Source organism: Aquimarina rhabdastrellae (genome assembly GCA_947387485.1).
Lineage (GTDB): Bacteria > Bacteroidota > Bacteroidia > Flavobacteriales > Flavobacteriaceae > Aquimarina.
The window spans coordinates 252,693-269,271 of the sequence record CANDNT010000004.1; the positions used below are offsets into that span (position 1 = coordinate 252,693).

The 16,579-nt window shown below is 31.0% G+C and carries 15 protein-coding genes; 2 read left to right on the forward strand and 13 right to left on the reverse strand.

Going from position 1 to position 16,579, the window contains the following annotated elements; all coding sequences use genetic code 11:
* Positions 1-35: 35 nt before the first annotated feature.
* Together ACYEKI_RS09620 and ACYEKI_RS09625 are read right to left on the reverse strand one after the other, a co-directional pair.
* Positions 36-1,022 carry a WG repeat-containing protein gene (locus ACYEKI_RS09620; RefSeq protein WP_459210977.1) on the reverse strand — a complete coding sequence of 329 codons (987 nt, stop codon included), beginning with the start codon at positions 1,020-1,022 and terminating at the stop codon, positions 36-38.
* A gap of 120 nt (positions 1,023-1,142) precedes the next feature.
* The gene (locus tag ACYEKI_RS09625) at positions 1,143-1,757 is read right to left on the reverse strand and encodes a hypothetical protein (protein WP_459210978.1); all 615 of its coding nucleotides are present in this window, start codon (positions 1,755-1,757) and stop codon (positions 1,143-1,145) included.
* Between the two features lie 524 nt (positions 1,758-2,281).
* On the opposite strand from ACYEKI_RS09625, the gene ACYEKI_RS09630 reads away from it, so the two are divergent.
* Positions 2,282-3,433, forward strand: coding sequence for a phosphatidylinositol-specific phospholipase C domain-containing protein (locus tag ACYEKI_RS09630; protein WP_459210979.1), 1,152 nt, complete (start codon positions 2,282-2,284; stop codon positions 3,431-3,433).
* Positions 3,434-3,506: 73 nt separating this feature from the next.
* On the opposite strand, the gene ACYEKI_RS09635 is transcribed toward ACYEKI_RS09630, so the two are convergent.
* From ACYEKI_RS09635 to menA, 7 genes are all read right to left on the reverse strand, one after another.
* Positions 3,507-4,367, reverse strand: a complete 861-nt coding sequence (locus ACYEKI_RS09635) for a hypothetical protein (RefSeq protein ID WP_459210980.1) — start codon at positions 4,365-4,367, stop codon at positions 3,507-3,509.
* 252 nt (positions 4,368-4,619) lie between these two features.
* On the reverse strand, positions 4,620-6,416 hold the full coding sequence (gene rpsA, locus ACYEKI_RS09640; protein ID WP_459210981.1) for a 30S ribosomal protein S1: 1,797 nt from the start codon (positions 6,414-6,416) through the stop codon (positions 4,620-4,622).
* Positions 6,417-6,591: 175 nt separating this feature from the next.
* Positions 6,592-7,701 carry an AMP-binding protein gene (locus ACYEKI_RS09645; protein ID WP_459210982.1) on the reverse strand — a complete coding sequence of 370 codons (1,110 nt, stop codon included), beginning with the start codon at positions 7,699-7,701 and terminating at the stop codon, positions 6,592-6,594.
* 62 nt (positions 7,702-7,763) lie between these two features.
* Complete coding sequence (locus ACYEKI_RS09650) at positions 7,764-8,678, reverse strand: CPBP family intramembrane glutamic endopeptidase (protein ID WP_459210983.1); 915 nt, start codon at positions 8,676-8,678, stop codon at positions 7,764-7,766.
* A gap of 13 nt (positions 8,679-8,691) precedes the next feature.
* On the reverse strand, positions 8,692-9,732 hold the full coding sequence (locus tag ACYEKI_RS09655; protein ID WP_459210993.1) for an o-succinylbenzoate synthase: 1,041 nt from the start codon (positions 9,730-9,732) through the stop codon (positions 8,692-8,694).
* Positions 9,733-9,736: 4 nt separating this feature from the next.
* Positions 9,737-10,417 carry a metal-dependent hydrolase gene (locus ACYEKI_RS09660; protein WP_459210984.1) on the reverse strand — a complete coding sequence of 227 codons (681 nt, stop codon included), beginning with the start codon at positions 10,415-10,417 and terminating at the stop codon, positions 9,737-9,739.
* A gap of 19 nt (positions 10,418-10,436) precedes the next feature.
* On the reverse strand, positions 10,437-11,342 hold the full coding sequence (gene menA, locus ACYEKI_RS09665; protein ID WP_459210985.1) for a 1,4-dihydroxy-2-naphthoate octaprenyltransferase: 906 nt from the start codon (positions 11,340-11,342) through the stop codon (positions 10,437-10,439).
* A gap of 264 nt (positions 11,343-11,606) precedes the next feature.
* Between menA and ACYEKI_RS09670 the strand changes: the two genes are divergently transcribed.
* Positions 11,607-13,304, forward strand: a complete 1,698-nt coding sequence (locus ACYEKI_RS09670; protein WP_459210986.1) for an alpha-amylase family glycosyl hydrolase — start codon at positions 11,607-11,609, stop codon at positions 13,302-13,304.
* 323 nt (positions 13,305-13,627) lie between these two features.
* On the opposite strand, the gene ACYEKI_RS09675 is transcribed toward ACYEKI_RS09670, so the two are convergent.
* From ACYEKI_RS09675 to ACYEKI_RS09690, 4 genes are all read right to left on the reverse strand, one after another.
* Positions 13,628-14,236: a HEAT repeat domain-containing protein gene (locus ACYEKI_RS09675; RefSeq protein WP_459210987.1), complete on the reverse strand. Its 609-nt coding sequence runs from the start codon at positions 14,234-14,236 to the stop codon at positions 13,628-13,630.
* Positions 14,237-14,532: 296 nt separating this feature from the next.
* Entirely contained in the window at positions 14,533-15,210 is a 678-nt protein-coding gene (locus ACYEKI_RS09680; RefSeq protein WP_459210988.1) for an SMI1/KNR4 family protein, read from the reverse strand.
* An 89-nt stretch (positions 15,211-15,299) separates the two neighbouring features.
* On the reverse strand, positions 15,300-16,118 hold the full coding sequence (locus ACYEKI_RS09685; protein WP_459210989.1) for a hypothetical protein: 819 nt from the start codon (positions 16,116-16,118) through the stop codon (positions 15,300-15,302).
* A 148-nt stretch (positions 16,119-16,266) separates the two neighbouring features.
* The coding region (locus tag ACYEKI_RS09690) for a group II intron maturase-specific domain-containing protein (protein ID WP_459210990.1) at positions 16,267-16,579 on the reverse strand (313 nt) is incomplete at its 5' end.

Genomic DNA, 16,579 nt, shown 5'->3' on the forward strand with positions numbered 1-16,579 from the left:
AAAGAATGCCTGAATTAAATATTCAGGCATTCTTTTTATTCTTCTTCCTCTTCATTTTCTTCAAGCCATACATAATCCCCTTTGGTATTAATATAACCTCTAATATCATCATCAAAGCTTTCTATCACATGTGCAAGTCCATTTTTAAATGGCATCGCATTTTCAAATTTAGCTTCGATTATAATCTTTCCTGTATTATCAATATATCCCGTTTTACCTCCTTTTTTAAACGTAGCTATACCTTCAGAGAATCTACCTCCTCCTTTAAACTGAGGTTCTATTTTCCATTCTCCTGTCTTGTCTATATATCCTATTAGACCATTAGTATCACTAGCACAAACTACCAATCCTTCATGAAAATCTCCAAATACTGTATGATCTGTTTTCATGATAGTATCTCCTTTAGTATTGATAAAACTTCCTCCAAAAAAACCTCCTATAAAAGCTACACCTTCACTAAATCTTGATGCTTTTATATATTTAATAGGCATCACTTCATTACCATCCCTATCGATATATCCATATTCTCCATTCTTACTAACTAGTGCCAATCCTTCATAGAAATCTCCTTCAGAAATAATCAAATCATTTGGTTCATCATATTGACATGGTATTATCTCATTCCCCTCCCTATCTATATAACCATATTTTTTATCTTTACAGACTAATGCTCTGTCTTCAGAAAAATTGCTAACCTTATCATAAATAGGTTCTGTAATAGCATTTCCTACGGTATCTATAAATTGAAATTTTCTATTGTGTGCCATAACAGGCGCTAATCCTTGATTAAATTTAATATCAACTAGTGTCGAAATCCATCCCCATTCAAATTTCGGTTCAATAGCCCAATCTCCATTAGTATCTATAAAACCAGCTTTATAAGTATCATCAATCTTTATAGCTGCCCAAGCTAAACCTTCACTAAACTCAAATACCTTATAAAACTTAGGAGTTATACAAATTTCACCTGTTTTATCAATATAACCATAACGTCCATTTTTATGGATTGAAAATAATTTCATATTTAACACAAATCAATTTTTTACTTGTTATTAAATATCATGTTTATTTTCATAAAAAACACGTTACACTCTCATATTTAACACTAAAAAAGCCAGAATATATTATTCTGGCTTGATGTCTTATTTAAATTTTACTCCTGACGCTTTTTTACCCGAAGTATAAATAACGGCTTCTACTTTTTCTTTTCTAACCAATCGTTTAAATCGTTCTACAAATGCAGTTACATCTTCTTCTACAGTTTTGTTAACTAACCCGTAAGTTCCTGCAGATTGCCATTTAACTCCACCACTCTTATCAGCAGTCACAACATAATCCATTAGAGGTTCACACATTACATAAAAAGGGATTCCTGCAATTTTTCCTGTTTCTGCAATACCCTCATTTTCTTCTGTAGCTTCTTCTGTAAATTTAATGGCTGCTGCAGTCTTTCCATTACTATAAATGATTGCATCAAAATCGATATCTTTTTTTCTAGCAACTTTTACAATACCTTTAACCATCTTACCTACTTTTGCAGAAGCACTTTCGTTTATAAGTCCACTTGTTGCAATACTTCCCCATTCTATGGTACTCAAAAAATCAGATTCATCTGATACCACATCATATTTACGTAATGGTTCATTCATTACATAAACTTCAACACCATTTACTTTTTGAACTTTTGCTCTATTCTTTTGAGCAAATACAGCTTGGCTTATTACCAATACTACTAGTGAAAGTAAAATTCTCTTCATAATTTAAATATTTTACGTTAATCTGTTTTAGTATGTGGTATTATCCAATTCTCATGCCATTTTAACAATTATTTTAGATTTAAAACATAAACACCTCATTATCAAGGATAAAAACTTTATATTGTTATTTTGTTAATTTTAAAAATTAACATTTATTTAAGATTATACCACATAGATCAAAACGTAACTCAATATTTCTTACCCTACCCTCAATTTTTAATAAATTGTAGTTTTTATACATCTTAATTATTTAACACCTAATAACCAACACTTTACTTCCATCTAAAATTAGATACATCATTTATTTTAAATTAATTATAAATAAAGGCGTATCCATATTATCTTTTATTAAAAGATTTCTAATTTTAATGTTATCCAAAACACATTAAACACTACTAATCAAATACTTACCAAAAATCAACATTGCAATTGCTCTTTGATTGTGATCTACATCCTATTATAATAAGATAAAGCTCATTAATTTAGATTCTTAATTAAAACCCTAATTAACAAAACACAAACTCATGAAAAAATCATTTTTAATGCTTGCTATTGCCTCATCAATAGTGAGTTGTAGTACCGATAATGTTCTACAGGAAAACATCTCTCTTGAACAACAAAACAAATCTTCTAGTACCATAGTAGAAGTACCAAGATCAGCTCGAAAATTATATGAAATCGCTAATCCTGCAACTCACAATACTTATAATTATAAAGGTCGCTTCAGGCTTTCTAATGTTTTTGATGATATGCCAAAACAATTAGACAAAGGGATAAGAGCTGTAGAAATTGACATTCATGAAAAAATTAATCTAAATCCTTTTAAAGGAAATGATATATCTGTTTATCATGGTAAATTTACAAATGGTGCAAACAAAAGTAGATTAGCACATTATGTATTAAGAGAAATAACTGATTTCATAGAAGCTAACCCATCTGAAATCGTATATCTAAAATTTGAAACTACAGTATCTGGTAAAGAAATTGATAAGGTAATCAAGAAAGCAGGCTTAGATAAACACATTTACAGAGGTATTGCGTCTAATCCATACCCAACACCTCAAGAGGTCATTTCGTCTGGTAAGAGAGTAATTATTACTCGCCAAATAGGTGGTTCAAAATATGGTCCATCTTTAGCAAGACATACATTTGGAGGTGGTCACCAAGATAATAACGATCATAAACCTCAAACATCACCTTCTAACTCAAAATATTTTTCTATAGAGCGTTATGGAATTACGCCTGGTTTTGGTTTTGGTGATGCAGATAAAGCTAAATATTTAAACCATCCATCTAGATTAGCAGCATTTGTTGATGATGTTTGGAAATTAAACGGTAAAAAGCCATGGCGCGTAATTGTAGATTTTCCTAGTGTACATAACAACAATTATTACAAAGTAATGGAAGCATTGAATGAAAAAGAAATGCTCAAAACAGAAATTAGAGATTCAAAAGGAAATTTGTTATCCAATAAACATTGGTCATGGCAATGTCAATATAGTAATGAAACTGTAACTGCTAGAACATCTGCAGAAGCATCATTTCCTTTAAACGATAATGAAACAGTAACCATTAGACCTACATCTTCTTCTTATCGTTTTGAACCAGAAAGTGTAACTGTAAGTAACCAAAATAATACTGATTATAAACAAATTTTCACAGCAATTCCACTATAACAAAGTTGCTTTAAAAACTAAGCTCAATCATAGTTTTAAAATAAAATTAGATGAGCTTAGTTTTTGTTTTTATTCAATGTGTAAAAAGATGAACGTGCTTTAAGATAATTCTCACTGCTTCTATAATATTATTCGAAGCCCAATGGATATAGATCATACCTCCTATGATCAAAGCTACTCTATAAGGCTTTTTAAATTTTGACTTATAAATCTTTTGTATGCTTTCTAAACCCTGATTAATTCGTTTTACTTCTTTATTCATCTCACTCATTTCTTCTATTGTCCCATACATTGTATGCAACATATGATTTGAGCGATCTATAACAACTTTTGCTTTTCCAAAATAATTTTCAATAGTCTCAAAAGCTTTTTTTATTTCTACAGAAAATTGATTTACTTTTCTGAATCCTTCTTGTACTTCTATTAAACCTGGTACATTAACTTGTTGCTTGGTAGTTTGTAGTTTAATTTCTCTAAAAGAAAAAGGCGATGTAAATCTTAGATCTATAGGTACCTGTGCTCCTCCTACAGTTTTTGTTTTAAAACGAATAAAATCAGAGTTATAGGTAATAAATTGTGATAACGGTATTTTAACATCTTCTACTCCATTAAAAGATGCTGTTTCTATGTTTGTTACTTCTTGTTTAAGCGCTTCTATTTGTTGTATCTGTTCATATAACTTTGTGGTATCTTCTCCCAAAGCTTTCATTTCTACCTCTAATCCTTTTGATTCTTTAATCAATACTTCGCAAGACTCTAGCCATCTCGTAGTAAGGTCTAATGTTAATTTTACTACAGTAGTAAAATGCGTTTTTAATTCTACAGAACATGTGTTAATTCCTATCCCTATTTTATATATCACATAACAAGGAAGATAGCTAATTAGGATTAAAAATATGGCATAAGCAATTTCTAAAATCTGTGAAGTTTCCATGAATTGTTTCTTTATATTTTACATCAAAGAAACTTCTACCTATAGAAAATTCAACCAATATTGTTATAAACGGGTAAATTAATGTTATAAATGACTTCTATATATCATTAAACCTTACAGCTGTATTGGTACACTTTCTTGGCTAAAATGCTTTTGTAATTTGATAAACTTCTCTAAATAAAAGGAATATATTAATACAAAAATCCCCCTGCAATGCAGAGGGATTCTTATGTTGATAAAACGAGTTAACTATTAGTTACCTCCTTTTTCCATTTTTGCTTTAAGATCTGCTAATGCATCAAGATCACCTAAAGTAGTCTTCTCTGATGCAGAGCTAGAAGCTTTCTTAGCAGCTTGCTTTACAATCTTAGCTTCTTCTTCTTTGAATAATACTGTATGTGAAGCAACAACTCTCTTAAATTCTTTACTGAATTCAATGATTTGGAATTCTACAGTCTCACCTTTAGTAAGCTTGCTTCCGTCTTCTTTTTCTAAGTGACGAGTAGGTACAAATGCAACAACATCATCGTTGAAGTTAATTGTTCCTCCTTTATCATTCATGTCAGCAATAGCAGCTGTGTGCTTAGTTCCAACTCCGAATTCAGCTTCGTACTTATCCCATGGATTAGCCTCGATTTGCTTGTGACCTAAGCTTAACTTACGTCCTTCTACGTCTAATTCTAATACAACAACTTCTAACTTATCACCTACAGATGTGAAATCAGATGGGTGCTTGATTTTCTTAGTCCATGAAAGATCAGAGATATAGATTAATCCGTCAATTCCTTCTTCTAATTCTACGAATACTCCGAAGTTAGTGAAGTTACGAACAACTCCAGTGTGACGAGATCCTACTGGGTATTTAGAAGTAATATCAGTCCATGGATCTGGAGTCAATTGCTTAATACCTAGAGACATCTTACGCTCATCTCTATCTAAAGTAAGGATTACAGCTTCTACTTCATCACCTACGCTTACGAAATCTTGAGCAGAACGTAAGTGTGTAGACCATGACATTTCACTTACGTGAATTAAACCTTCTACTCCTTCTTCTACTTCGATAAATGCACCGTAATCAGCGATAACAACTACCTTACCTTTAACTTTATCACCTACTTTGATATTAGCATCAAGAGCTTCCCATGGGTGAGCTTTTAATTGCTTAAGACCTAATTGGATACGTGTCTTAGCCTCATCAAAGTCTAAGATTACAACGTTTAATTTTTGGTCTAATTCTACTAATTCATTTGGATGATTGATTCTTGACCAAGAAAGATCAGTAATGTGGATTAATCCATCTACACCACCTAAGTCAACAAACACACCGTAAGAAGTAATATTCTTCACAGTACCTTCTAATACTTGACCTTTTTCTAATTGACCAATAATCTCTTTCTTTTGCTCCTCGATATCAGCTTCGATAAGCGCTTTGTGAGATACCACAACGTTTTTGAATTCGTGGTTGATTTTAACAACTTTGAATTCCATTGTTTTACCAACGTAAGCATCGTAATCACGGATAGGCTTAACATCGATTTGAGAACCTGGTAAGAATGCTTCGATTCCGAATACGTCAACGATCATACCACCTTTAGTTCTACACTTCACAAATCCGTTTACGATTTCTCCTGTATCATGAGCATTGTTAACTCTATCCCAAGCTTTGATTACACGAGCTTTACGGTGAGATAATACTAATTGACCTGTAGCGTCTTCACGTACGTCAATTAATACTTCTACCTTGTCTCCTACAGCTAGGTTAGGGTTATAACGGAATTCGTTTAATGAGATAACTCCTTCACTCTTTGCATTGATATCGATGATAGCATCACGATCTGTAATGTTGATTACAGTTCCTTCTACAACCTCATCATCTAAAGTATCTACGAAGTTTTCTGCAACTAGCTTTTCAAATTCTTCTAACTTAGAGTCCTCGATTGGATCGATTCCTTCTTCGTAGTTGTGCCAGTTAAATTCCTTTAAAAATTGCTCAGGGTTTGCTTGTTGTGGAGAAACCTGAACGTCTGTGTTTTTTGTTTCTTCAGACATTGAAGATTAAATTTGTATTTTGTATATATCTGAGAATAAATGCGAAAGCTATACAAAAGCTGTTTATATTTATTTAAAATCTACCTTTTTTAATTCTCTTAATCGCCAAAAGGTGTGCAAAATTACAACTTAATTTAAACAAAGCAAAACATTCTGTATTAGAATATTAAAGTTTTTATGCATTTAAATTTTCAATCAATAGCGCTAATGTCTTTTTACGTTGTATTTTTCCATTATTAGCTTCTACAAATTGTGGTAAGAAATAAATCTCTTTTGGACATTCATATCTAGTTAAGTCTTCTAGTTTTTGAATATCTTCTCCTAGAGTATTATAGCTACTATGCTTATGTTCTGATTCTATAATCATTATTAATTTTTCACCTAAAGCATCATCTGGCAAACTTGTAATGATAAAACGCTGTAGAATTAACTTCTGAAGTTTAGTTTCTATCTCTTCTGGAAACATTTTAACTCCACCACTATTAATCACATTATCAAAGCGCCCTTTCCAAAGAAATTTTTTATAGGTTATCAACTCAACTATATCATTAGTAGTGATAATTTGATCAGATAATTGAGGGGCTTTTATGACTAAACAATTTCTATCATCGACACTCAATTTGATATTAGGTAAAACCTTAAAAGCTTTAGGTTCTTTCTTTTTAGGATTTATTCTACGAGCTGCTATATGAGTAACTGTTTCTGTCATTCCATAGGTCTCATAAATCTTGGTATCTATATCTTGAACATAAGTCTTTAAGTTTTCTGATATCACTCCACCTCCTACAATCAACTTTTTAAGTAAATGCAACCTATTTAATGAATTGTCTAGTTGCAATGGAACCATAGCACAAAAATCATATTGCTTATACACAGCGTCTAAAGGATTCATTTTAGGTGGAACTACATCTAATTTCCATCCTAGAACCATCGCTCTTACCAACATCATTTTACCTGCGATATAGGTTGCTGGTAAGCATAATAAAGCTGTTGTTTTCTCTTTTACTTTAAAGAACTCTCCTGTTGCCAAAGCACTATTGATCATATGGCGCTTAAGAATTTTTATCTTCTTTGGCTTTCCGGTTGACCCTGAGGTTTTGACGTAAATAAAATCTTTATCATCAAGCCAATCCAATAAAAACTGCCCTATTTCTTGCTCAAAAACCTCTCCGTCTTTAATTAACTCATAAGAGAGTGTTCGCAAATCTTCGGCATTTAAGGATTGCTTATTTAGTTTAAAATTATGATGTATTTCAGGAATAGTATTAGGTTCTAAAAGATTCATATACAAATTTGTGATTTTAAAATAATAACCACATTAACTCAATGTAAAGTATTCTTTATAAATCAGTGATTTTCATTATTTTCTAATGGATATACTTTTCCAAATAATTTTTCTTTCCATCCACTCCATTTATATTTTTTGGCAAGAATAAAAATCAAAATAGGATATAATACAAACACAGGTAAAATGATAGAAAAACCGGTATTAGGATCAGAAACATCAATTAATATCGAGTGTGTTTGAAATGCTGTCCAATTTGACGTTACTAGTAGTGCTCCTATTAAATTATTTGCGGCATGAAATCCTAAAGCCAATTCTAGACCTTCGTCCATTAAAGTGATTATTCCTAAAAACAATCCTGTACCTATATAAAATACCATCATAATAGGTCCTACTTTATCTACTTCTGGGTTTGCTGCGTGCATTAATCCAAACAAAACTGATGTAAGTATAAAAGGAACCCAACGGTTTCTAAAAATCACTCCTAACCCTTGTAATAAATAGCCTCTAAAAAAGTACTCTTCAAAACTCGTTTGCATTGGTACAAAAATAACAGCAATGAGCATTAGTATTAAAAATGGTACTAATTGAAAGTTAAGTTCATAATTTTGAGGGCTATTCATATAATCTATTCCAATAGATAAAATCACAAAGCCTCCCATTAACCCAAATAAGAAAAAGAATCGTTTCCAATCTATTTTTTTTCTAGCTGTTGTAAACGATAGCAATGATTGTCTGTGTATATATTTTACCCAAAAGAACAAAGCTCCTAAGAATAAGGCAAAAGGAACAATATTTTCAAAAAAGAATAGATTCTTTCCCTTAGCTTCTATTTGCGATGCCATTAATGCTTCAACATCAACATGCATAACTTCTATAACTAAATAATTAAGTCCCATAAGTCCGAAAAACAGTATCGGAATTGGTAAATATTTCCAATACCCTAATTCTCCTTTAAATCCTTGTTCTATATACATTTCTTATTCTTATTTAATTCATTAACGGAACTTCCCATACTCTTGATGGATCATACCACAATTGTCCTTTTTTTACTTCTAGTGGGCTCTCATAATTGTTTGTATACAAACTACCTGTTCCTAATCCCTGAAGCATATCACTTTGCAGTGTATAGGTAAATTGTGCAATTGCATTAAGACCTATATTACTTTCTAAGGCACTTGTTATCCACCAACCTATATTCATAGACGTTGCTATGTCTATCCATTCTTTGGTTCCTTTAAAACCACCTATTAAACTAGGTTTTAAAATAATATATTGTGGTCGTATTGTTTGTAATAGTTTTTGCTTTTCTGTTACATCAAAAACACCAATTAATTCTTCGTCTAGCGCAATGGGGAATGGTGTTTCTTTGCATAAATCAGCCATTTCATCTAGTTGCCCTTGTTTGATTGGTTGTTCTATACTATGCAAATCATATTGAGCCAGTGCAGCTAACTTCGTCAAAGCTGTATCAGGAGAAAAAGCTCCATTAGCATCAACTCTTAGCTCTATTGTATCTTTTGAAAACTGTGACCTGATAAATGACAACAGCTCTAATTCTGTTTCAAAATCAATTGCTCCTATTTTCATCTTAATACAATCGAATCCTTCTTTTAATTTATCTTCAATTTGAGATTTCATAAAAGCTTTATCTCCCATCCATATTAATCCATTGATAGGAATAGCTGCTTTTCCTGAAGTAAATAGAGATGGAAATAATTCGTATGGGTTTTCATTCTCAAGAGATTTGAATGCCATTTCTACACCAAACTGGATACTAGGAAACTCTTTTAATGCTTCCCACAAGGCTTCAACTCCTAAGTGAATATGCTCACATGTCCATTTAAGTTTTTCTTCATAATCAGGACGATCATCTATACTTAGTGTTCTTAAAATCCCACATTCGCCTATACCTTTTTTAGCGCCTTCTTGTAAAACTAAAAACCAAGTTTCTTTAGTTTTTAGAACACCTCTAGACGTTCCGCTGGGTCTTTTAAACTCTAAAATATGTTTGTGATAACTAGCTTTGATCATATTATATGGTAATATCTTGACCTATTTCTAAAAGGATCAATTCTTTGTTTTTTGAAGCAAATTTTTCTTTTGCCTCTTCTTTATCAATTACTATATATCCAAAAGTATCATAATGCACTCCTAATACTTTATCACATGCTACAAAATCACTTGCTATGATTGCATCATCAACTCCCATAGTAAAATTATCTCCAACTGGTAAAATCGCTAAATCCAGAGTTGTTTGCATCGGGATCAATTTCATATCCATAGTTAAGGCAGTGTCTCCTGCAATATATATAACTTTACCATTAGCTTCTACAACAAAACCACCTGGTTGCCCCCCATAGCTTCCATCTGGAAAACTACTCGTGTGAATAGCATTAACATATCTTACAGTTCCAAAATCAAAATTCCATTTTCCACCATGATTCATAGGATGTACTTTAATTCCTTTTTTCTCATAATTCGAAGTAATTTCAAAATTGGATACAATAGTTGCATTATTATTTTTTGCAATTGCTTCTGCATCTAATATATGATCTTGATGTGCATGCGTTAACAAGATATAATCAGCTTTTATCTCATTAATATCGATTATATCCTTACTCAAAGGATTACCAGAGATAAAAGGATCAATAAGTACTTGTTTTTCTTCTATTGTTATTAATAAAGTATTATGTCCTAAAAAAGTGATTTTCATGATTTTTAATATTTTGATTTTAAACGATGGCACTAACCATAAATAATAAAGCAAATAAAAACGTACTTAAAGCCACCTTTTTTAATTCGGGATCTAAGGCTTTAGGTTCTTGAGTCTTATAAACCTTTAAAGTGTGAATACCTAATGGAATAAACGCTATAAAAGGTAATGCATTTTTCCAATGAATAGTACTTAACATCAATACATAAAGTATGCACGCAAATAAGGAAGCTATAATTAAAAAATAATGATACATTTTTGCATTAGTAAAACCTAATTTTACTACCAAAGTCTCTTTTCCTGATTTTTTATCTCCTACGTGATCTCTCATATTATTGAGATTTAACACCGCACTACTTAATGCTCCTATTACAAAAGCTAATAACCATATAGGATATTCAAGTTCTTGTACATATAAAAAATGACTCCCAACAACACTTACTAATCCAAAAAAGATAAATACAAAAATATCTCCAAATCCTTTATATCCATAAGCCGATCCTCCTACCGTATATTTAATTGCAGCTACAATAGACAACAATCCTAAAACAAAAAAGAAAATAGAATATAAAAAGTTCTCTTTCCCAAAAGCTAGATATATCAAAGCTATTGCACTTATTAAGGTTAAAACGGCAGTTATTACAATTCCTTTTTTCATTTCCACTCTAGAAATCGCACCACTTTGCAAAGCTCTCATAGGACCAACTCGCTCTTCGTTATCTGTTCCCTTTACACCATCTCCATAATCATTGGCAAAGTTAGAAAGCACTTGTAGCCCTAATGTTGTTATTATTGCTAAACCAAAAATTTCTCCATTAAACATACCTTGTGCCAAAGCTACAGCTGAGCCTACAATAATACCCGATATAGATAAAGGTAATGTTCTAAGACGAGCTGCAGATATCCAAGACTTAAGTCTACTCATAATTTAAAATTTTGACACCAAAGGAACATTTTTTTAATTCAAAAAAAAATAAAAAAAATACATTATCGATGATTTTTTTATACTTCTAACATTTTACAACAAAAAACACTATAACGTTTTCGTTGTTACTTTATTAAAAAATAAATCCTTTTATTATTAGTTATTCATTAAAACAATATAATTTTTACAATAAAAACAATTTTAATTCTCTATAAAAACTACTATTATTGATAATTCCTTTATACAATATTAATCCCTATTAAAATGAAAAGGCGAACTAAACTACTTTATACCCTATCTGCTGCTTTTATTTTATCGTGTAAAAACGATCCAAAAGCTACAGAAAATACCACTGTTACTCCAACTCCCAAAACAGAAAAAACTGCTGTAATTACCAAACCTGATTTTGTTTGGAGCGCAGCAAATACTTATTTCTTATTAACAGATCGTTTTAATAATGGTAACCCTGATAATGATATCACTTTAAACAGAACAAAAGAAACTGGTCTTTTAAGAGGTTTTGAAGGTGGTGATATTCAAGGAATAATTAATAAAATAGAAGATGGTTATTTTAGTGATCTTGGTATAAATGCTATTTGGTTTTCACCTGTACAAGAACAAATTCACGATAGTGTAGACGAAGGAACAGGAAGTACCTATGGTTTTCATGGATACTGGACCAAAGATTGGACTAATATAGACCCTAACTTTGGAACCCATGAAGATTTAAAAAAATTAGTTACAACTGCTCATAAACACGGTATTCGTATTTTAATGGATGTTGTATTAAATCATACAGGACCTGTTACAGATACCGATAAGGTTTGGCCAGAATCTTGGGTGCGAACTACACCTCAATGTACTTATAAAGATTATGAAACTGCTGTAACATGTACACTAGTTAAAAATTTACCAGATGTAAAAAGCGAGAGTAATGAAACTGTCGAATTACCACAATTTCTTATTGATAAATGGAAAAAAGAAGGACGTTTAAAACAAGAGCTAGCAGAACTAGATACCTTTTTTGAAACATCTGGTCTGGTAAGAGCTCCAAAAAATTATATTATCAAATGGCTTACAGATTATGTTCGTGAATTAGGTATAGATGGTTTTAGAGTTGATACTGTAAAACATGTAGAAGAAGATGTATGGAAATCACTAGAAGAACAATGTCAAATAGCTTTTAAAACATGGAAAGAGAACAATCCTGAAGCTGTATTGGATAATAATGACTTTTATTTCTTAGGTGAATTATATGGTTATGGAATCGGTGGAAAACGTTTCTATGATTTTGGTGATCGAAAAGTAGATTACTTTGCCCATGGTTTTGATAATTTAATCAATTTTCAATTCAAATATGATGCTACCAAAGGTTATGAAGAAATCTTTAGCTATTATAATGATATTATTCAAAAAGAATTAGGCGGAAAAACAGTGATGAACTATGTGAGTTCTCATGATGATGGGGCTCCTTTTGATAAACTAAGAGAAAAAACTTTTGAATCTGGAACTAAGTTATTACTTACTCCTGGTATCTCACAAATTTATTATGGTGATGAAACAGGACGTTCTTTAACAATCCCTGGAACAGAAGGTGATGCTACGCTTCGTTCTAATATGAATTGGAAAGATATTGCTACTCCAGAAACTTCAGCATTATTAGAGCACTGGAAAAAACTGGGGAATTTCAGAAAAAACCACCCTGCCATAGGTGCTGGTTTTCATAAAAAACTATCTGATACTCCTTACTTATTTAGTAGAACTTATCATAAAGATGACTTTTTAGATCAAGTTCTAGTTGGTTTAGACCTAACACCAGGAAAGAAAAAAATACCTGTTTTTGGATTATTTAAAGAAGGTGAAATAGTAAATGATGCTTATTCTGGTCAAAAAGTAAAAGTAGTAGGTAATGCAATCGAAATCGATTCTCCTTTTACAATTGTACTTTTAGAGCATATTTAATATATCTTACACAAAAAATAATTTATTTAAAAGATCACAGTATAAACTGTGATCTTTTTTTATATCTGATAAAAGTAAATAGCTTTTATAAATTGTTATAACAAAACTTGGACTGCCTAATAAAAACCTGAGCAAGAGTATTACTAAAATCAAAACACCTAGTTATAAAACGCTATATGTTGAATTAGGAGCGTATTATATCTCTTTTAAGGAACTTTAATTTTATCAATTAAATAGCCCTATCTCATAACAAAAGCCTTTTTAAAGAGCTTTTCTCCTTCTTTATATTTTATCATTATTGACTTGTGCAACGGCTACCTTTGTTATATACTTTTTCTTTTTTCTATCCAATTAATGTATCTATTCGAAAAGTTCTTATATTCTTCGTTTTCTAGTTTTGAGAACTCCTTAGCAACAGGCAAAATTTTATCATAAATTTCCTCAAAATCAATGTTCTTATCTTGAGTTGAATTCCATTCACTTTCACTCCACGGGCTAATCGGTGTATTGGACATCATCTCACACATTGCTGTAAATCTTAAATTTTGATTTTCTGATTGAAGTCCAGTCGATAAGATTTTAACTCTATCTTTAGTTCTTTCACTAAAATTTCCTCTACCAATGGCATAAGTAATTCGTATTTTAGTATCGATTGCCCCAGAGTAATATTTCTCAATCAACTTATCAAGTGCTTTATCTCCAATAATACTTAGAGCCCAAGTAGCTCTATCTGCAACAGGTGCAAATTCATCAAATAATAAGTTATAAATGTCGTCAATCAAAACACCTTCAACACTTGCAAGAGATTTAGAGAACTTATCAATCAAATGAAATATGGCAAAAAAGCGATTGTGAGAACTACTATCTTTCAAAAGATCAAATAAGAGATAGAAAATTTCGACATTGAGTAATTCTGGATTTGCGCCAGACATTGCCTTGTGTTTAGCTTTATCTGATCCATTTATTAATATTTCTTTGAAATATTCTAATATCATATTTAGTATTGCCTATAACGTCTCCACTATAGTTAGTACAGGATTAAAAAGCGACTGCTTTTCGATTAAGTACTTAGCCAAAACTTTTGTTTTATCTTTCTGTTTTAAAGTCAAATCAAAAGATTTGGTGGACTTCTTTATTTAAACAGACCTTTGATTTTATGCCAAAAGCCCATATTAATTATAGGTATAGTTGTAAATTGTTTTTTTATATGTTTAATTTATCTTGTGTTCTATTTACTTTTTTTAATCTCTACTTTATAATTTGTAGGTTTAAAATAACCTTTAATAATTTCTCCTTTTAATTCATCGGTTAAGTGACTAACATTTTGTTTATTCAATCCTTTTTCAGTGATAAGAATATTTATCATGGAGAATAAATTATTAATATTACTAGCAATTATAAAATGGTCATTTTCATCATTTCCTATATTAATTATTTGTCCTTTTGTGCCAGCACTGTCAGGAGATAAATCTAAAGCTAAATATGCACCTTGAGAATCTGCTATAAATGGAATCCATTTTTCATTATAATATACTTTTTTCACTGAATTTTCAGGAATTGTTTTTCCAGAAAAATCATTATACTTTTTAGTTATTTTTTTTAATAAAATCATTTCAGATTCAATTTCTTCTAGAGATAAAAATCTTAAACCCATAATAAAACTAGAACCTTGTTTTTCTCCATTATTTTTTAAATATAATTCTTTAAAATCCTCTGTAAGCTCAATAGAAAATTTTCGTTCAAATTCATTTAACTTTTCAATTGAGGTTCCTTTATTTAATTGAATTTCTCCACTATTAAAAAGTTCTTTTACGTTTTTCTTATATATTTCCCAATTATTATTTTTTCTGGAATTACAAGAATTGATTATAGAACTTAAAATTAATATTAATAATGTTTTTTTCATTTTTTTATAATGGTTTACAACATTCTGTGTATAGAGCGTATCCCAAAAGGGCACTATACACAGAACGTTGTGCATTCGTTTTATATTGATTAACACCATACAATTGGATTTCCTGTTTCTTGAGATGCTTTAGTCAGTTTTAAAAGCGGTTCAATTATATAGGCATACTCATCAGCAATTGATGCATTTATTTCTTTCAATTCAAATTCAAAATAATCATCAGAAAAATCCTTATCTGAAAAAAGATTAATTTCTGATTCGAAAGTTTTGTTTGTACTATAATCTGTAAACAGATACTTTTTATCGGTTATCTTTTTTTGCGTGAATTTCTCAGATCTGAATTCTTCTGTACTAAATTCCTTTCCAAAGAATTTTCTATTGCGAAAAACCTTAAATCCATTTTTAGAGATTGTGTAATTCAATTTGTTATATCCGGTAAATACAAACGGTTTTTCATAATTTGAGTTTGTCGATTGAATTCTTTGATTGGTTGTTACTTCATTTAAAACAACAAGTCTTTCATTAGAATCCTCTTGTTTCAAATTCTCCAATTCTTGCTCCATTAAATTCGCGTATTCAACAGGTAGATGTCCGCCATTGGATTCTGGTAGGTGTTCTGAAAGAATCGGGTATTTTTCAAAGCCTAATTCGGAAATGATAGTTCTAAAAGCTGCCATTCCACTAATATTAGCTAAACGTTCTGAGCAAATCTCCATGTCTTGATGTTCGCAAGCACCATTAGAAGTCCAATTCTCAAATGCAGTAACCATCTCTGGGTCATCTCCATAATTAACGTCTATGTATAGAAATTCTAGATCATCATCTTTGATCAAGTCAGTTGAACAAGGAGGATTTGTTGCCTTTCCCTCCTTATAACAATTGCATCTTACATAAGCATCATATCCCATAATTCTATTCTAATGAAGTAGTAGAGTAGAACCTGATAGTTCTAGTCTGTTATATCTTCTAAAGATATTAATATTTTAGAACTATCAGTGCCCCCTTCATCAAACCGTACGTGAACTTTTCGCTCATACGGCTTACCGATAGAGTTCTTCATTGCGCTTTAGAAAGTGTTTTCAAGCGGGCATACTTCTCTATGTCCAATAGTTTATAACATTTAACTAAAGTTTCATAAGGATGCTGGCGAAGCACCCGATGCGCTTTTCTTCCTTTTCCTTTCATCCATTTATAAAGCTTGTAATCCAGATGCTTCTTAATGATCTTTACGGTATCCCAAATATGTGTGGTTTTACTTATTGAAAAATAATTCAACCATCCTATTAGAGTTTGGTTCAGTTTCCAAACAATCCATTCTATTGCCCAATGCCGTCGTTTATTGAATAACTCCCTTAGTTTGGTAAATAAC